Here is a 16338-nt window from a genome sequence, read left to right on the forward strand (position 1 = left end):
CGTCAGCACGCCCCCTTCGGATACTGACACCAGGCTAGCGCAGATCGCGTGTCGTGGCGCGCGTCAGGGGCACATCGTCGTCGCTGCCGCTCAGGCGAAGTTTCAGGCGCGGGCCAGCTTCATGTCGTAGGTCGTCGGGCCGTTCGCATAGTTGGTTTTCCCGAGCCATTCAGACGGATAGCCCAAGGGCGCCGGCGCTGAGTTCTGGGGGCGACCTATCGATCCGTTGACGTAACCGTCCGAGTATTTTGCGATGAGCTGGTCGGACAGCCGCCACCATTGCTGGACCAGGGCTGACGAAAATGTCGTCGCCAGGCGGGTCAAGGCTTCTCGATCCAGGGACGCGCTCGCTTCCTGGTCCCATTGGGCCAGCGCGCTCTCGCCGTCCTTTTCCAGTCTTCCCTGCAACGGCGTGATGTCGGCGTTGCACATGCGCTGGAAGTTCAGCCGCGACCAGTTGGCGACGAAGTCGAAAGCCCACCAGGCGCTGTCGCGGCTGAAGACCTGGGGATCACCCGTCTGATAGGCCTTGGGCAGATCCAGCATCTTGGCCGGGAAGGGCGTGAAGCAGGTCGTGTAGGCGACGTCGGGTCCAAACCAGCAGACGCCCTTGGTGAGGTCCGGCGCATTCGGACGGACCTCGCAGACGGTCAGATAGCCTTGATAGAAAATGGAGATCGAGCGTTCCCACGCCCCGTACAGCGTCTCGTGCGAGACGTTGTTCTGGGCCCCGTCATAAGGCCCGATAAAGCGATGCGGATCGCCGTAGGGGCCGGCCGCGGTCCCCTTGGTCAGATCGAACTCCGTACCCTCGTAGTGATCGCGATAAAGGTCGAAGATCTCGCGACGTTCGAGCGGTCGCTGCGGGGGCGCGGAAAACGGATAGTCGGTGGTGTAGCCGGCTCCGTTGACCCAGGGGCTCAGGCCAAGGTCAGGATTTGCGCGATCGAAGACCCGCCAGACCCGGCGCAATGAATAATAAGGGTGGGAGTACTCGCCGTCGCTGATCGTCGGCAGCCAGTCGATGGGTCCATCGGAAGGCTTCCACCAGCCAGCTTTCTCGGCCCCTGGCTCCAGATGCTTCGACCACATCTGGTCCGGATCGCCTTTCTCCAGCGTGCGGATGCGAAACTCGTTGGCGGCGACGAACAGGTGGCCGTCGGGAACCCTTTGGGCCGCCCAGGCGGAGTGGTTGACCTCGTCGGGCAGGGCGCACATCTCGAACACCCAGGCCTCGTCTTCATCGCCGACCAGCAAGGTCTCGCCGGTCGAGAAGTATCCGTACTCGTCGATCAGCGCGCCCATCAGCTCGACCGCTTCGCGCGCCTTGGTGCAACGCTCCAGGGCGATGCGGGAGAGTTCGGCGCTGTAGAACAGCCTGCACTGTCCTCCGCGCTCCGCGGCGTCCTCCTGCGAGACGTAGTTCGGCTGATATTTGGCGCCGTTGGTGCATTCGCCGAACATCAGATTGTGTTCGTTCATGATCCCATAGCTGCCGTCGAAATAGGCGTAGGTATAGGCAACCTGGGGGATGACGCCGATCGCCGGGGTCTGCGGATAACCCTCGAGCTCGTAGTTGGGCCCGCGCTGGTCGGTGACCAGGCGCGGGTAGGCGTCGTTCGCGCCGGCCACGACCGCGCGCTTGGCGCCCGGCGGATGATGCTGTGCGGGAACGTAGATGATCCTTTGATCCGACAGCTCATTGTCGTCGGAATGGGTCACACGCATGGCGCCATCGGCGCACGCGCCTTTGGTGAAGATCATGGTGGTGCACATGTCGCGCTCCGATACCTAGCGGGAGTACCAGACGCCGATCTGCGCGCCGATGTTGGTCACGTTGCCGCCGGCTCCAGAGCTGCTGGTCGCGGTCTGCGGGCGTTGCGGATAGTGCTTGCCGTCAGCATCCATGAAGATGAGCTGCTTGTCGGGCAGGTTCTCGTAGATGATGGCGAACGACGAGCCGCCATAGTTGAACATGCCCATTTCCTGGCCCTTCGTGACCGAAGCGCCCTGCTTCATCTGTTCATCGAAGGCGATCGTCGAGACTTCGCTCATGCCTAGAGGGATGCAGCATACGCGGCCATAGTCCTCGGTCTCGAAGACGACCAGCCCGCGGGCGTTCACCTCGGTCAGATAGGGCAATGACGCCGTGGTCGCGCCGCCGAAATCCGGCAGGACCAGCTTGTTGAAATAGGCGCCGGGAATACAGATCGGGTCGAACAGGACCTTGCCGTTCACCGGCACCCACCAGCGATGGAAATTGTAAGGGTTCAGGTAGGTCTGGAAAATATAGCCGCCGTCGAACATGTCGACGAGGCCGAACTGGTCGATGACCGCCTGTTGTTCCGGGAGCGGGGAACTCAGGATATCGCGCAGGGAGTAGTTCATGTCCTTGAACCAGAACGTGTTGTCGGCTGCGACATTCCAGTCCCAGCGGAACAGCGATCCGTCGTTCGGGCAGATGACGGTCTGGTTCGACTGAGGATCGGCGATAGGGCGAGCCGATTGCGGATCCTTGAAATTGCGCGTGAAGAAGGAATTCCAGGAATTCCAATAGGGCAGGGTCTCGTTGTCTTTCTGCCAAAGGTCGAACTGGTACGAAGCCTTGGCCTTGGGCGACAGCCACTGCTCACCGTCTTTGGAGAAGCCTGCGCCGGAGGCTGGGGATCCAAGGAACTGGTGCCATTGGTTCAGGACCTGCCCCATCTTTTCATTGAACTGCGGAAGGCCCAGCAGTTGCGATCCGGACAGCGTCGGGTCGATCCCGACCGTGAAGCCCGAGAACGGCAGGCCGACCAGATCGTCATCGATGTAGCGCGGCCACCAGGTCAGGAGAAAGTTGCAGACGGCGGCGAAGAACTGCGCGTCGGGGATGCGGGGGATGGGGACGCCGTCCGTATCCAGGTTCGACGTTCTCAGCATGGTTTCATTCTGCCGGCAGGCGTTCGCCATCAGGTAGGAAACCACCGGATTGGTCGTCAGAAAGTCCAGCAGGTCCTGGACCGCCGGGTCCAGCGGGCCGTCAAAGGCGCGAACCTCATCCGCGACATGTTTGTGGAATTTCGCCCAACTGGCGCTGCCGGGTTCGGGAAGCCATCCCGTGCGATAGCTGCTGGGAAAAGGTTGGGATGTGGCTTTGCTATAGGACAGTTGCACGTTGGCCTCCCTCGCAACAATTGCCATCCAAGGCAGCAAGTGGCGCCACTATAAATACGCATTCTCGATAAATACAACTATGAGATTGATTGATGTCCACGCTCGGCGCGAGCGTGCATCGCGAGATCGCCGCTTCAGCGATGCGCGGAGGTCAGACGCTTGTATCGCCCGGACCTATCAGGCGGGCAGCCGGTGGGCGTTCATGCGGCGCATCCACCGCGTCAGGACCGGGTCGGCATGGCCGGCCAGGATTTCGTTCAGCGCTTGCTCGGTCTCGTCCTGGCCCAGCTTGAACTTGGATGACAGGCCCGTGACCCTGGCTTCGAAGGCGATGATGGCGCGCTCCATGGCCTCGTAGCGTGGCCCCACGTCGCGTGGCCTCCAGCCGGTCTGGTCCTGCGCGTCCATAGCCCGGGTGAGGCGGTCGAGCGCTTCGTGTCCAAGGTCCGGCCGGAAGCGGATCGTCGCCTCGACACGAACCTTGGCGTAGTTCCAGGTCGGGGCCCAGGTCCCGTTCGAGACCAGGCCGGGCGAGACATAGGCCTGAGGGCCGGTGAACAGCAGCACCGCATGAGGCTGGGCCTCCAGCGCGGCATACAGGGGGTTCCGCTTGGCCATGTGGCCCAGCAGCGAGACGACCTGGCCCTGGGCGTCGGTGTCGGCCAGCATCGGCAGCAGCGTCGCGACCTTTCCGGCGTTGTCGTCGCGCGGGGCCACCCAGGCGAGGGGGAACTCGCGGATCAGGTCGATCACGTCGTCGAGGCCGCCCTGATAGGGATCCGGGGCGGCGGACGGCGTCGACTCGGACATGCTTGGGCCTCGCGGTCTTCTAGGCCGACCCCCCGGCCGACGCTGCTTTCCTGGGCACAATCGGGAACGGGCTGGCGCCGAACAAGCACCAAGACTGACAGGGGTACGGGTCCAGCCGGTGGATTGCCGTACCGCTGGCATCGGCGCATGTTGGACCCATAAGAAGAAGACTTTCGTGTATGGGGAGGGGCCAATGGCGCGACCATGGAACATGGCGCTGGGCGAGGTGATCGACGCCTCCAAGTCCATGCCGCTGTATCTGCAGATCGTTCACGGCCTGATCCACGAGGTCGAGCGCGGCCGGCTGGCGTCTGGCGCCTACCTCCCCAGCAGCCGGGGCCTGGCCACGATGCTGGGCGTCAACCGCAAGACCGTGGTGCTGGCCTATGAGGACCTGATCGCCCAGGGCTGGCTGACCTCGCATGGCACGCGCGGGACCATGGTTTCGGACGTGCTGCCCAAGTCGGCGCCGGTCCGCGCCACCCAGGCCGAGATCGTGGTCGAGGCTGTCGACGCCAAGGCTCCGGCGTACGCCTTTAACCCGCCCCCGGCCCGCCCCCTGGCCCTGCCTAGCGACACGCGCATGCGCCTGGACGAGGGCTCGCCCGACGGTCGCCTGTTTCCCGAGGACGTGCTGGGACGAGCCTATCGCTCGGCGATCCAGCGGGCGGCGCGGCACAACCGCATGCTTTATGGCGATCCGCGTGGCTCAGCGGGTTTGCGCGAGGGCATCGCCGAAATGCTGCGCACCGAGCGCGGCCTGGCGGTAGGGGCGGAGAATATCTGCATCACACGCGGCAGTCAGAACGCCATTTTCCTGGCCGCTCGCACCCTGATCGCGCCGGGCGATACGGTGCTGGTCGAGGCCCTGACCTACGAGCCTGCCGTGGCCGCTTTCCGCGCCTGCGGAGCCAAGGTCGAGGCTGTCGGTCTGGATGATCAGGGCGTCGATGTCGAGGACGTCGAGCGCAAATGCCGGGAAGGGGGCGTGAAGGCCATTTTCCTGACCCCGCACCACCAGTTTCCGACCACCGTGGCCCTGCGGCCCGAGCGGCGTCTGCGTCTGCTGCTGCTGGCCCGGCAGTTCAACTTCGCGATCATCGAGGACGACTACGACCACGAGTTCCACTTCGAGTCGCAGCCGCTGCTGCCGATCGCCAGCTATGCGCCGTCGTACGTGATCTATGCCGGGTCTCTATCCAAGCTTCTGCTGCCGGCCCTGCGGATCGGCTACATCGCCGCGCCGAAGGCCTTCATCGACGCGGTGGCGCACACGGTGTCGCTGACCGACGGTATGGGTAACATGCTGACCGAGGACGCCGCCGCCGAGCTGATTGAAAGCGGCGAGTTGCGCCGCCACGCTCGCAAGGCCACCCAGGTCTATGCCGCGCGGCGACTGGCCTTCGCCGAGGCGGCGACCGAGGCGTTCGGCGACCGCGTGCGATTCAAGACGCCGGACGGGGGTCTCGCCTTCTGGTTGACCTTTCCGGACGAGGGCGACCTGGATCGGATCGAGGCGCGGGGGCCGGAGCTGGGCGTGCGCCTGGCCTCGTCCCGCTCGTTCGCCAGCCGCGAGGGCGCCGGCCGAGGCCTGCGCATCGGCTTCGCCAGCCTGCGCGAGGAAGCGTCGCGCAAGGCGCTGCTCACCCTCGCCAAGGCGGCTGGGATCTAGGCCGAGTACCGCGCCTTGCCGCCCACGAAGGTGTGCAGGACCTTCACGCCCTCGATCTTCAGCGGGTCGATGGTGGTCAGGTCGGCGTCCATCACCGTCAGGTCGGCATAGTAGCCGGGCGCGATCTTGCCGGTGCGGTCGTCCATGAAACCGGCGAAAGCGTTGTTGAGCGTGTAGGCGGTCAGGGCCTGCTCGACAGTGACCTTCTGCTCGGGCAGCCAGCCGTCGGGATTGGCCCCGTCGATGGTCCTGCGGGTCACTGCGCCGTAGACGCCGGTCAGCGGGTCCAGCGGGGCCACCGGCCAATCCGAGCCGAAGGTCACTGTGGCGCCGGCGTCCATCAGCGACTTGAAGGCATAGGTGCCCTTTAGGCGCTCGGCCCCGATGCGCTTGATCGCCCAGCGGCCGTCGTCGATGGCGTGATAGGGCTGGACCGAGGCGATCACCTTCTGCTGGGCGAAGCGCGGGATGGCGGCGGCGCTCAGGTGCTGGGCGTGCTCGATGCGGAAACGGCGGTCCTTGACGCCGTTGGTCTTCTCGACGTCGCGATAGATGTCCAGCACGTCGTCATTGGCCTGGTCGCCGATGGCGTGGGTGGTGATGTGCAGACCTCGCGCGTCGGCCGCCGTGATCCATTCGCGCAGGTTGGCCAAGGTGGTGACCCGCACGCCGGTCTGGTCGGGCGCGTCGTCATAGTGGTCGTGGAAGATGGCCGTGCGCGAGCCCAGCGAGCCGTCGGCCAGGGCCTTCAGCCCGCCCCAGCGCACCCAGTCGTCGCCGCGGCCTTCCTTGGCGACGATGGCGGCCATCTTCTCCCAGTCGGGCAGGGGAACGAAGGCGTAGAAGCGCATGTCCGTCTCGCCCTTGGCCCGCAGGCGGCGCAGCGAGTCGTAGGTGCGCCAATCCAGTTCCGGATTGTGGATCTGGGCCACGCCCTTGCTGAGGCCGTGGGCGATGCCCTGGCGCATGATGGCGTCGGTCTCGGCGTCGGTCATCGGCGGGATGACGCGCTCGACCAGGGTCTTGGCGTTGTCCTTCACGACGCCCGTCGGTTCGCCGCTGGCGTCGCGGACGATGACGCCGCCCGGCGGATCGGGCGTGTCGCGGGTGACGCCCGCCAGCTTCATCGCCACTTTGTTGAGCAGGTAGAGGTGAAGATCCGTGCGCGGCACGGCGACGGGGGTGTCTGGCGACACCGCGTCGATCCACTCGTGGGTCGGCAGGGCGCCGCCCAGGCGCTGCTCGTCCCACGAGCCGCCCAGGATCCACTTGCCCGGCCGGGCCTTTGCCACCGCCCCGATGCGGGCGGCGAAGTCGGCGCGGTCCGTGGCGCTGAGCAGGTCGGCCTGGGACAGGGTCGTCGAGCCGATCAGGAAGTGGGTGTGGTTGTCGGTGAAGGCCGGCGTCACGAACGCGCCCTTCAGGTCGATGACCTTGGTCTTGCCGGTCGTCAGCGCCTTGACCTGGTCGGCGCCGACGGCGGCGATCCGCTCGCCCACGATGCCGATGGCCGAGAGGCGCGAGCCGCCAGCGCCGGGCGTCCAAACGCGCGCATTGATCAGGACCACGTCCAGGCCGCGCTCGGCCGCCAGCGCCTGCAGCGGCGCCAGCATCATCAGGCCCGCGCCCGCGCGGATAAGGCTGCGTCGATCGATCATGGACCCCTCGTCGTGTCTATCAGTCGGGCCAGCCTGAGCGCTTCGCTCAGGGGCCGGAACATCCAATCCCTGTCCGGCCAGGGGTCCAGTTGGCAACGGCTTGGTCCCCTCGGCCTGCCGTTTTTGGATGTTTTTGCTCCGCCACGAAAGGACAAGCCTCAGTCTCACGGATGTTGTGACCGGTCGCCGAGCATCGCGAAGCCAGCGAGCCGACCGCCGACGTCCGTGGGGTTTGTGAGGGGTTTGAACAGGGGCGTCGGTCATCTCGCCGTCGACCCCGAATAAGGGGATCGAGATATGCGCAAGACCAAACTGATGGGCGCGGCGTCGCTGTCGGCCTGCATCGTCGCGGCGGGGCTGTCGCTAGGCACGGCGGCCAGCGCCCAGACCACGGCGCAGCCGACGACCGAGCTGGACGCCCTGATCGTCACCGCCACCAAGCGCAGCGAGAGCGTGCGCGATGTCGCCATGCCGATCAGCGCGGTCAGCGGCGCTGACCTGCAGAAGGTCAACGCCAACAGCCTGGCCGACTACATCGTCCGCCTGCCGGGCGTGACCTTCAACGACTACCAGCCCGGCATTTCGGAAGTGGTCGTGCGCGGCATTTCCGCGACGACCTATCACGAGCAGGGCCAGACCACGACGGGCTACTATCTGAACGAAGTGGTGGTGGTGGAACCGGGCTTCCCGATCGGCATCCCCGACGTCGACACATTCGACCTGGAGCGCGTCGAAGTGCTGCGCGGCCCGCAAGGCACGCTGTTCGGCTCCTCGACCCTGGGCGGCCTGGTCAACTACGTGGCCAAGACGGCCAATGTCAGCAAGTACGAGGCCGCCGCCTCGGGCTTGCTGGGGACGACCAAGAACGCGGGCCAGGCCAACTACGCCGCCAAGGCGATGGTCAACATCCCGATCGTCACGGACAAGCTGGGCCTGCGGGTCGTCGCGCTGCAACGCTTCGACGCCGGCTTCCTGGACAATCCGGGTGTGAAGAAGGACGGGGTCAACGACTTCCGCACCCGCGGCGTGCGCGGCTCGCTGGTGTTTGATCCGGGCAACGGGACCAAGCTGACCTTCCTGTCGGCCTATCAGGACAGCCTGCTGGACGACCAGACCTACCTCTCGCACGACTACGTCCGGAACACCCCGCGCGCCGAGCCGCAGGAGACCGACTTCTGGCTCAACAGCCTGCGCCTGGACCAGGACGTCGGCTTCGCGGACCTGACGGTGATCGGCTCGACCAACCACAAGACCAACACCACGACCTATTCCTATCCGTACCCCTATGTGACCGGCGTCACGACCGGCGCGGCCTCGGCCTACAGCATCGGCGCGGCCAAGGCCGATATCGACACCCTGGAAGGCCGCCTGGCCTCCAAGGAGGACGACCGCCTGAAGTGGCTGATCGGCGCCAGCTACATGCGCGCCAAGAAGTCCAGCGCCGACCGCATCTACCAGCCCGGCGCGGCGGCCTACATCAACGCCCACCCGGGTGACTTCGGCGGCTACAGCGGCGCGATCCTGGCCCCCGGCGACGCGATCTACGGCTACATCTCCGACACCCTGAACAAGGACTTCGGGATCTTCGGCGAGGTCTCCTACAAGTTCACCCCGCAGTGGGAGCTCACGGTGGGCGGCCGTTACTACGACACCAAGAACACCGCCGAGATCACCAACGCCGCCGGCAGCCTGGGCGCGGGCAGCTTCTCGCCCAAGGCCTCGTCGTTCGGCACCGGCCAGAAGGAGAACGGCTTCACGCCGAAGGTGACCCTGGCCTTCCGCCCGGAAAAGGGCGTCATGGCCTACGCCACCTATTCGCGCGGCTTCCGCGTCGGCGGTCCGAACCCGAACGCGGCCATCCTGGCGGGCATCCCGACCAGCTACGGCAGCGACACGGTCGACAACTACGAGGCCGGCCTGAAGACCACCCTGCTGGAGAACCGCCTGTCGCTGGACATCTCGGTCTTCCATCTGAAGTGGAAAGACATTCAGGCCCGCCTGTTCACGGCCGCGCCGTACTTCTACTCGTACGTGACCAACGCCGGCTCGGCCAAGGTCGACGGCGTCGAGTTCGCTGGCCAGTTCAAGGTCAGCCAGCACATCACCTTCAGCAACAGCACGACCTATCAGGAAGCCAAGCTGACGACGATGCTGCCAGACAGCTTCGCGGTCGGCGGCGGCTACGCGGCAGGCACGACCCTGCCGGGCTCGTCCAAGTGGTCGACCTCGAACACCCTGTCGTTCGCGTTCCCGGAAGTGAACCTGGCCCCGACCTTCGAGGTGGCGCATCGCTATCTGAGCAAGGCCCCGGTGGCGTTCGGCAACCCGAACACCCGCGGCAACTTCAACATCTTCGACCTGCGGGCCTCGATCGCTCCGACCGACAAGGTTCGGGTGCTGGGCTTCGTCAACAACTTCACCAACGAATATGGCATCCTCAACGCCCCGTTCACGGACCAGGCCGCTCCGGCCTATTCGATCGTGCGTCCGCGCACGGCCGGCGTGCGCGTGGACGTGACCTTCTAAGAGCTTGAGTAGAATGCGGCGGACCCTTCCGAACACTTCGAAAGCGGTTCGCCGCGTCCTCCTGGCGGCGACGATGCTGGCCTCGGCCAGCGTCGCCGCAGCCGACGGCCTTAGCCTGAAGCCGGCCCGGACGCTGGACCTCACGCTCCAGGAAGCCACCTGGATGCAGCCGGACGTCTCGCCCGACGGCAAGACGATCATCTTCAATCTGCTGGGCGACATCTACGCGGTCGATGCCAAGGGCGGAGACGCGCGGCCGGTGCTGACCGGTCAGGCCTTCGAGACCGCGCCGGTCTTCTCGCCGGACGGCAAGTCGATCGCCTTCGTCAGCGACCGCTCGGGCGTGACCAACCTGTGGCTCGCGGCCGCCGACGGCTCCAACCCCCGCCAGGTCAGCCGCGAGGACAAGCTGACCGTCTTCGCCACGCCCGTCTGGGCCCCGGATGGTTCGGCAGTCTACGTCTCGCGCATGAAGCACCCGGTGCTGGCCTTCGAGCTGTGGCGCTTCCCGGTGGATGGCTCCGAGGGCAAGGTCGTCGTGAAGGCGCAGCCGAACGGCGAGGACTGGGACAATCGCATCAACGCCATGGGCGCGGCGATCACGGCCGACGGCCGCTACGCCTACTATGCTCGCAAGACCGGCCACACCTGGACCGAGAAGGCCCCGCCGAACTGGTCCATCGCCCGCCGCGATCTGACGACCGACGTCGAGGACGTGATCATCCAGGGACAGGGCGGCGCCATGAGCCCGGCCTTGTCGCACGACGGCCGTTTCATCGCCTATGCCAGCCGCTGGAAGAACCAGACCGGCCTGCGCCTGCGCGAACTGGCCACCGGCGCCGACCGCTGGCTGGCCTTCCCGATCGACCATGACGGCCAGGAGCAGGGCTATTACGCCGGCCTGACGCCGCGCTTCACCTTCTCCGCCGACGACAAGGCCGTGATTGCAAGCGTCGACGGCAAGCTGCGGCGCATCGAGGTCGCCACCGGCGCGGTGACGCCGATCCCGTTCACGGTCCACGCCAAGGTCGACCTTGGCCCCCTGACCCGCGTCAGCCAGGTCGAGGAAACCGGCCCGGTCCGCGCTCGCCTGATCCAGGCTCCCAGCGTGTCGCCGAACGGCCAGCGCTTCGCCTTCACCGCCCTGGGCGGTCTCTACGTCCAGGACCTGAAGCCCGGCTCCAAACCGACGAAGGTCAAGGGCGCGCCGGACCAGACCTTCCAGCCGCGCTGGTCGCCGGACGGCAAGGCGCTGGTCTTCGTCACCTGGGACCCGCGCGAGGGCGGGGCGATCTGGCGGATGCCCGCCACGGGCGGCAAGGCCGTGCGCCTGACAGAAGACGGCGCCTTCTACACCGAGCCGACCTTCTCGCCGGACGGCGCGAGGGTCGTGGCCCTGAAGTCCAGCCAGTATGACCGCCTGCGCCGCGCCAGCGAAGCCTCGCCTGACTGGCCGACCGACATCGTCCGCCTGCCGGCCGCCGGTGGCGCGCAGGCGCTGGTCGCCCACACCTCGTCGGCCCGGCTGCTGTCGTTTGAGGCCGATCCCAAGCGCGTGGGGTTCTATGCGGGCGCGGTCCAGTCCGTGCCGCTCGAGGGCGATGAGAAGCCGAAGGCCGAGTTCCTCGGCAAGGCCCGCGCCTGGTCGCAGTATGTCGGCGTCCAGACCCCAGTGGAGGACGTGAAGCTCAATCCCGCCGGAGACAAGGCCATCCTCCGCACGGCGGCCGAGCTCTTCCTGGTCGACGTCCCGGCCGCCGCCGAGGGCAAGACGCCCGAGGTCAATCTGGAGACGGCGACGTCCGGCGTCGTGAAGCTCACCAAGATCGGCGCGGACTTCTTCGACTGGGCCGAGGGCGGCAAGTCGATCGTCTGGTCGGTCGGCTCGACTCTGCGCAAGATCGCGCTGGCCGACATCGACCGCGCCACGCCCGGCGCCAGCGAGGCCAAGGCGGTGGCGGTCAACGCCAAGGTCGAGGTCGCCCGCGACGTCCCCGAGGGCGCGATCGTCCTGCACGGCGCCACGGTCGTCACTATGCGCGGCGACGAGGTGATCCCGAACGCCGACGTCGTCGTCTCGAACGGCCGAATCATCTCGGTCGGTAAGGCTGGCGCCGCGCCGCTGCCCAAGGGGGCGGTGGTTCGCGACGTCACCGGCAAGGTGATCACCCCGGGCTTCATCGACGCCCACGCCCACTGGTTCGACATCCGCCGCCAAGTCCAGGACCCGCAGCCTTGGTCGTTCCTGGTCAGTCTGTCGTTCGGCATCACCAGCAGCCTGGACCCGCAGACCTTCACCAATGACCAGTTCGTCTATCAGGACATGGCCGACGCCGGCCTGACCCTGGCCCCGCGCCTCTACTCTACCGGGCCGGGCGTCTTCACGGCCAGCCACATCGACAGCCAGGCGCAGGCGGAAGACGTCCTCAAGCGCTATCGCGACGAATACCGGACGCAGAACATCAAGTCGTACATGGTCGGCGACCGGGCCCAGCGGCAGTACATGGTCGAGGCCGCCAAGGCCCTGGGCATGATGCCGACCACCGAAGGCGCGTCGGACCTGAACCTCAACCTGACCCACGCCCTGGACGGCTTCTCGGGCAACGAGCACGCCTTGCCGGTGTCGCCGCTGCGCGAGGACGTGGTGCAGCTGTTCGCCCAGTCGCGCACCAGCCTGGTGCCGACTCTGAACGTGCTCTACGGCGGCGAGCCGCCCCTGTTCGACCTGATCATCACTCGCCGGCCGCAGGACGAGCCGCGCCTCAAGCGCTTCATGCCGCCGGGCATCCTCGCGTCCAAGCTGGGCGACCGCCATTGGACGCCGCCGGAGAACATGTCCTACGCCAGCTTCGCCAAGGACGCCCTGGCCATCCAGCGCGCCGGCGGCGTGGTGGGCTTGGGCAGCCACAGCGAGGTGCAAGGGCTGGGCTTTGCCTGGGAGATGCAGCTCTTCGCCTCGGGCGGGGCAACGCCGCTGGAGACCATCCGCGCGGCGACCATGGGCTCGGCCGAGGCCATCGGGCGCACCCACGACATCGGTAGCCTGGAGCCCGGCAAGTTCGCCGACCTGCTGATCTTCGACGCCGACCCGCTGGCCGACATCGCCAATGTCGAGAAACTGGGCCAGGTGATGAAGAACGGCCGCCTCTACGAGGCCGCGACCCTGGACGAGGTCTGGCCGGTCAAGCGGGCGCTGCCGACCCAGTGGTTCGAACACGAGGCGCCGACGCGGCCTTAACGCATAGCTTGCGGGAAGCAGACGCGAACGTTCAAACCGCCTTCGGCAAGCTCTTCGAGGACGGCCGTTCCCCCGGCGCGGGCGGCCAGCGCCTTGACGATGGAGAGGCCAAGGCCGCTGCCCTGTCCGGATGTCTGCGGGCCGCGCACGAAGCGTTCGAAGGGGCGTTGCTTCAGCTTGTCCGGCAAGCCCGGTCCGTCGTCCGCGACCCACAGTACGGAGCGGTCGCCATCCTGGCCGACGCCGACCGTGATGGCGCGTCCGCCATAGCGCAGCGCATTGTCGAGGAGGTTCTCAAGGATCTGGTCGACCAGCGGCGCGGCCAGGGCGACAGGCGCGGATGTGGTTTCGATGCGCAGGGTCAGGCGAGCGCCGTCCGTGGCCGCGCGAGCGCTCCAGCGATCAACAAGGCTGCGCGCGCAGGCGACCAGATCTGCGTCCTGCAGGCCGTCGGTCTCCAAGGCCTCAGCGCGGGCGAGGGCCAGCAGCTGTTCGATCAGCCGCTGCAAGCGGTCGACAGCTTCGAGGGCGTCGGTCAGCGAGGCCTGGTCGGCGGTCGAGCGTTTGCCCTTGGCCAGGACCGCCAGGTGGGTCTTCACGATCGCCAGCGGCGTGCGGATCTGGTGCGAGGCGTCGGCCGTGAAGCGGCGCACGCCGTCGACGGATCGCTCCAGCTGGCCCAGCAGACTGTTGAAGGCTACGACGACGGGCTGGAGTTCGCGCGGTACGTCGCCGACAGCGACGGGCGCAAAGTCCGGATCGCGGGCGTCGGAGCGCTCGGCCAGACGCCGGCGCAGGCCATCCAGGGGCTTCAGGCTCCAGGTGGCGGCTGGCCAGATCAGCAGGGCCACCAAGCCGACGAGACCGACCTCGATGGCGCCGACCGTGGTCATCAGCGAGTTGCGGACGGCGGCGCGCGATTCCAGCGTCTGGGCCACCGAGATCACCACCGGGGCCGGCGCGCCGGGGACGCGCAGGCTGGCGGCGGACTGGCGCACGCGGCGGTCCTGATAGACCAGGGTCCGGAACACCGGCTCGCCATTGGCGGCGATCGCCTCGGTGTCGAAGTCGGGAAGGTCGTCATAGCCGGTCAGCGCGCGGCCGGACTGGCGCACGTTGTAGAACACGCTGTCGCGCTGGGGGCTGTCGAGCAGGCCAAAAGCCCAGGGTGGCAGGTCGACCTCGACATGATCGGTCTCGAGCGTCACGGACTCGGCGATGGCGCGCACCGAGGCGGCCAGTAGGCGGTCGGAGGTGTAGTCCACGACCCGTTGCGTGACCCAGGCGTCGCCGATCCCGATCAGCACCGCCGACACGATCAGGGGCGCCACGAGGGCGACCAGCAGGCGGGCGGTGAGGGACTGGATCCGGACCATCAGGGCTCGAGCAGGTATCCCTGGCCGCGCAAGGTGGTGATGCGAGGGCCGTTAGGCTCCAGCTTGCGACGGACGCGGCCGACATAGACGTCCAGGGCGTTGGGGCCGGCCTCGTCGTCGTGGCCGAACACCTCGCCGATCAGGCGCTGGCGGGTCACGATCTTGCCGGCGTTGGCGGCCAAAACGAGCAGTACCGTGTGCTCGCGCCGACGCAGCTCCAGGTCGCGGCCGTCGACATAGGCGCGGGCGCCGTTGCGGTCGATGGTCAGGCTGCCGACCGACAGCGTGGGCGAGGGATCGCCGCCGCGCCTGCGGGCCAGGGCGCGCACACGGGCTGCCAGCTCTTCCGGCTCGAAGGGCTTGAGCATGTAGTCGTCGGCCCCGAGATCCAGGCCGCTGACCCGGTCCTTCAGGGCGTCGCGGGCGGTCAGGATCAGCAGTGGCGTGCGGTTGCCGGCCCGGCGCAGGCGCACCAGGACCTCCAGCCCGCCGATGTCGGGCAGACCCAAGTCCAGCACGATGACGGAGTAGGGCTCGGCCAGTTGCTCAAGCGCGGTTTCGCCGTCGGTGACCCAGTCGACCGTGAAGTTCTCGGACCTGAGGAAGGCCACGACGCCGCGTCCCAACGCTTCGTCGTCCTCCACGAACAGCAGCCGCATGCGGTGGGGTTCCGGGGTTGGACGACTCCGCCCCTATCATGCAACGTCGTTCGAAGTGAACAGGGCGGCCATGCTTCGACGACAGCTTCTCCTCGCGCCGGCGGCCGGTCTGCTGGCCGGTTGCGGACAAACCGGCGCGCCGATCCTGGGCGGGCTTGAGCGCGCCGCGCGTCTGCGCGCGGCCCAGCGGGAAGGGGGCGTGACCGTCTACGCCAACACCGGCGACGCCGAGATCGGTCCCGTCCTGGCCGCCTTCCACGCCGACCACCCCAAGGTCCATATCGACTTCCAGCGGCAGAACTCGGCCGAGCTTTATCAGCGCTATCTGGCCGAGCGCCGCGCGGGCCTGCCCAGCGCCGACCTTGTCTGGAGTTCGGCGATGGACCTGCAGATCAAGTTGATCAACGACGGCTACGCTCAAACTTTCGACACCCCGGCGCGGGCGATGCTGCCGCGCTGGACAATCTGGAAAAGCCAGGGCTTTGGCGTCACGGCCGAGCCGATCGTCTTCGTCTACGACCGCCGCAAGCTGCCCGATGACCAGGCGCCCAGGAGCCACGCCGCCCTGCGTCAGATGCTGGAGGCCGGCGCGCTGAAGGGCTCGGTGGGCCTGTTCGACAACAGCCGCTCCGGCGTGGGCTTCCTCTACTATTCGCAGGATCGGCTGGCCTGGGCCGACACCCAGGCCCTGACGCGGGCGATCGGGACGACCAAGCCGCACCTCTACGAGTCGACGGCGACCTTGCTGGAGGCGATGTCCGACCAGCAGATCGTGTTCGGCTACAACGTGATCGGCTCCTACGCCCTGCAGCACCAGCGGGCGAACCCGAACCTCGGGGTGATCTTCCCCAGCGACTACACCCTGGTGATGTCGCGGATCGCCTTCATCTCGGCCCAGGCGCGCCGTCCCAACGCCGCCAAGCTGTTCCTGGATTTCCTGCTGTCGCTGAAGGGGCAGAAGCTGCTGGCTGACACCAGCATGGCCCCGGTGCGCACCGACATCGCCGGCGGGGCAGGGCGCGCGCCTCAAGCTTCGGCTCGTCCGATCGAGGTCGGGCCGGCCTTGCTGGCCAATCTGGACCAGATGCGCCGCAAGCGCCTGGTCGCCGAATGGCGCGAGGCCCTGGGCCCCAACCACGTGGATGACTACCGCCGTGTCCGTGATGCGTCTCGCGACAGTCTCATGACAGGTAACCGACCCTAGCCTCCAGATAAGCGGCGGGGAGCCGCGTAATGCAGCCGG

10 protein-coding genes are annotated in these 16338 nt (G+C 67.2%); 4 read left to right on the forward strand and 6 right to left on the reverse strand.

Annotated features, from left to right (window positions below):
• Positions 1–102 precede the first annotated feature (102 nt).
• The 3 genes from AC1RRR_RS02490 to AC1RRR_RS02500 all read right to left on the reverse strand — a co-directional run bounded on the left by AC1RRR_RS02490 (position 103) and on the right by AC1RRR_RS02500 (position 3966).
• Positions 103–1776 carry a dipeptidase gene (locus AC1RRR_RS02490; protein WP_492810286.1) on the reverse strand — a complete coding sequence of 558 codons (1674 nt, stop codon included), beginning with the start codon at positions 1774–1776 and terminating at the stop codon, positions 103–105.
• Between the two features lie 15 nt (positions 1777–1791).
• The gene (locus tag AC1RRR_RS02495) at positions 1792–3156 is read right to left on the reverse strand and encodes a phophatidylserine decarboxylase associated domain-containing protein (RefSeq protein WP_492810288.1); all 1365 of its coding nucleotides are present in this window, start codon (positions 3154–3156) and stop codon (positions 1792–1794) included.
• A 177-nt stretch (positions 3157–3333) separates the two neighbouring features.
• Entirely contained in the window at positions 3334–3966 is a 633-nt protein-coding gene (locus AC1RRR_RS02500; protein WP_492810289.1) for an FMN-binding negative transcriptional regulator, read from the reverse strand.
• Positions 3967–4159: 193 nt separating this feature from the next.
• Between AC1RRR_RS02500 and pdxR the strand changes: the two genes are divergently transcribed.
• On the forward strand, positions 4160–5638 hold the full coding sequence (pdxR, locus tag AC1RRR_RS02505) for a MocR-like pyridoxine biosynthesis transcription factor PdxR (protein ID WP_492810291.1): 1479 nt from the start codon (positions 4160–4162) through the stop codon (positions 5636–5638).
• Here pdxR and AC1RRR_RS02510 read toward each other — a convergent pair.
• Positions 5635–7296 carry an amidohydrolase gene (locus AC1RRR_RS02510; protein WP_492810293.1) on the reverse strand — a complete coding sequence of 554 codons (1662 nt, stop codon included), beginning with the start codon at positions 7294–7296 and terminating at the stop codon, positions 5635–5637. The genes pdxR and AC1RRR_RS02510 overlap by 4 nt on opposite strands.
• Positions 7297–7593: 297 nt before the next feature.
• On the opposite strand from AC1RRR_RS02510, the gene AC1RRR_RS02515 reads away from it, so the two are divergent.
• Both AC1RRR_RS02515 and AC1RRR_RS02520 read left to right on the forward strand, forming a co-directional pair.
• Positions 7594–9822 carry a TonB-dependent receptor gene (locus AC1RRR_RS02515; protein ID WP_492810295.1) on the forward strand — a complete coding sequence of 743 codons (2229 nt, stop codon included), beginning with the start codon at positions 7594–7596 and terminating at the stop codon, positions 9820–9822.
• Between the two features lie 13 nt (positions 9823–9835).
• Complete coding sequence (locus AC1RRR_RS02520; RefSeq protein ID WP_492810297.1) at positions 9836–13060, forward strand: amidohydrolase family protein; 3225 nt, start codon at positions 9836–9838, stop codon at positions 13058–13060.
• Here AC1RRR_RS02520 and AC1RRR_RS02525 read toward each other — a convergent pair.
• Positions 13057–14436 (reverse strand): sensor histidine kinase, encoded by a 1380-nt coding sequence (locus AC1RRR_RS02525; RefSeq protein WP_492810299.1) that lies wholly within the window; start codon positions 14434–14436, stop codon positions 13057–13059. The two genes, AC1RRR_RS02520 and AC1RRR_RS02525, sit on opposite strands and share 4 nt — an antisense overlap.
• Positions 14436–15095, reverse strand: coding sequence for a response regulator transcription factor (locus AC1RRR_RS02530; RefSeq protein WP_492810300.1), 660 nt, complete (start codon positions 15093–15095; stop codon positions 14436–14438). The genes AC1RRR_RS02525 and AC1RRR_RS02530 overlap by 1 nt, the downstream gene beginning before the upstream one ends.
• Positions 15096–15165: 70 nt before the next feature.
• Between AC1RRR_RS02530 and AC1RRR_RS02535 the strand changes: the two genes are divergently transcribed.
• Positions 15166–16299: an ABC transporter substrate-binding protein gene (locus tag AC1RRR_RS02535; RefSeq protein WP_492810302.1), complete on the forward strand. Its 1134-nt coding sequence runs from the start codon at positions 15166–15168 to the stop codon at positions 16297–16299.
• The last annotated feature ends 39 nt before the right edge of the window (positions 16300–16338 follow it).

The sequence above is a fragment of the Caulobacter sp. GW821-FHT12D05 genome (assembly GCF_058807295.1).

Bases quoted from the DNA above. Each gene is read 5' to 3' on its own strand.
- AC1RRR_RS02535 (WP_492810302.1), top strand. From the start codon at position 15,166: ATGCTTCGACGACAGCTTCTCCTCGCGCCGGCGGCCGGTCTGCTGGCC.
- AC1RRR_RS02515 (WP_492810295.1), top strand. From the start codon at position 7,594: ATGCGCAAGACCAAACTGATGGGCGCGGCGTCGCTGTCGGCCTGCATC.
- AC1RRR_RS02525 (WP_492810299.1), bottom strand. From the start codon at position 14,436: ATGGTCCGGATCCAGTCCCTCACCGCCCGCCTGCTGGTCGCCCTCGTG.
- pdxR (WP_492810291.1), top strand. From the start codon at position 4,160: ATGGCGCGACCATGGAACATGGCGCTGGGCGAGGTGATCGACGCCTCC.
- AC1RRR_RS02500 (WP_492810289.1), bottom strand. From the start codon at position 3,966: ATGTCCGAGTCGACGCCGTCCGCCGCCCCGGATCCCTATCAGGGCGGC.
- AC1RRR_RS02530 (WP_492810300.1), bottom strand. From the start codon at position 15,095: ATGCGGCTGCTGTTCGTGGAGGACGACGAAGCGTTGGGACGCGGCGTC.
- AC1RRR_RS02510 (WP_492810293.1), bottom strand. From the start codon at position 7,296: ATGATCGATCGACGCAGCCTTATCCGCGCGGGCGCGGGCCTGATGATG.
- AC1RRR_RS02520 (WP_492810297.1), top strand. From the start codon at position 9,836: ATGCGGCGGACCCTTCCGAACACTTCGAAAGCGGTTCGCCGCGTCCTC.
- AC1RRR_RS02490 (WP_492810286.1), bottom strand. From the start codon at position 1,776: ATGTGCACCACCATGATCTTCACCAAAGGCGCGTGCGCCGATGGCGCC.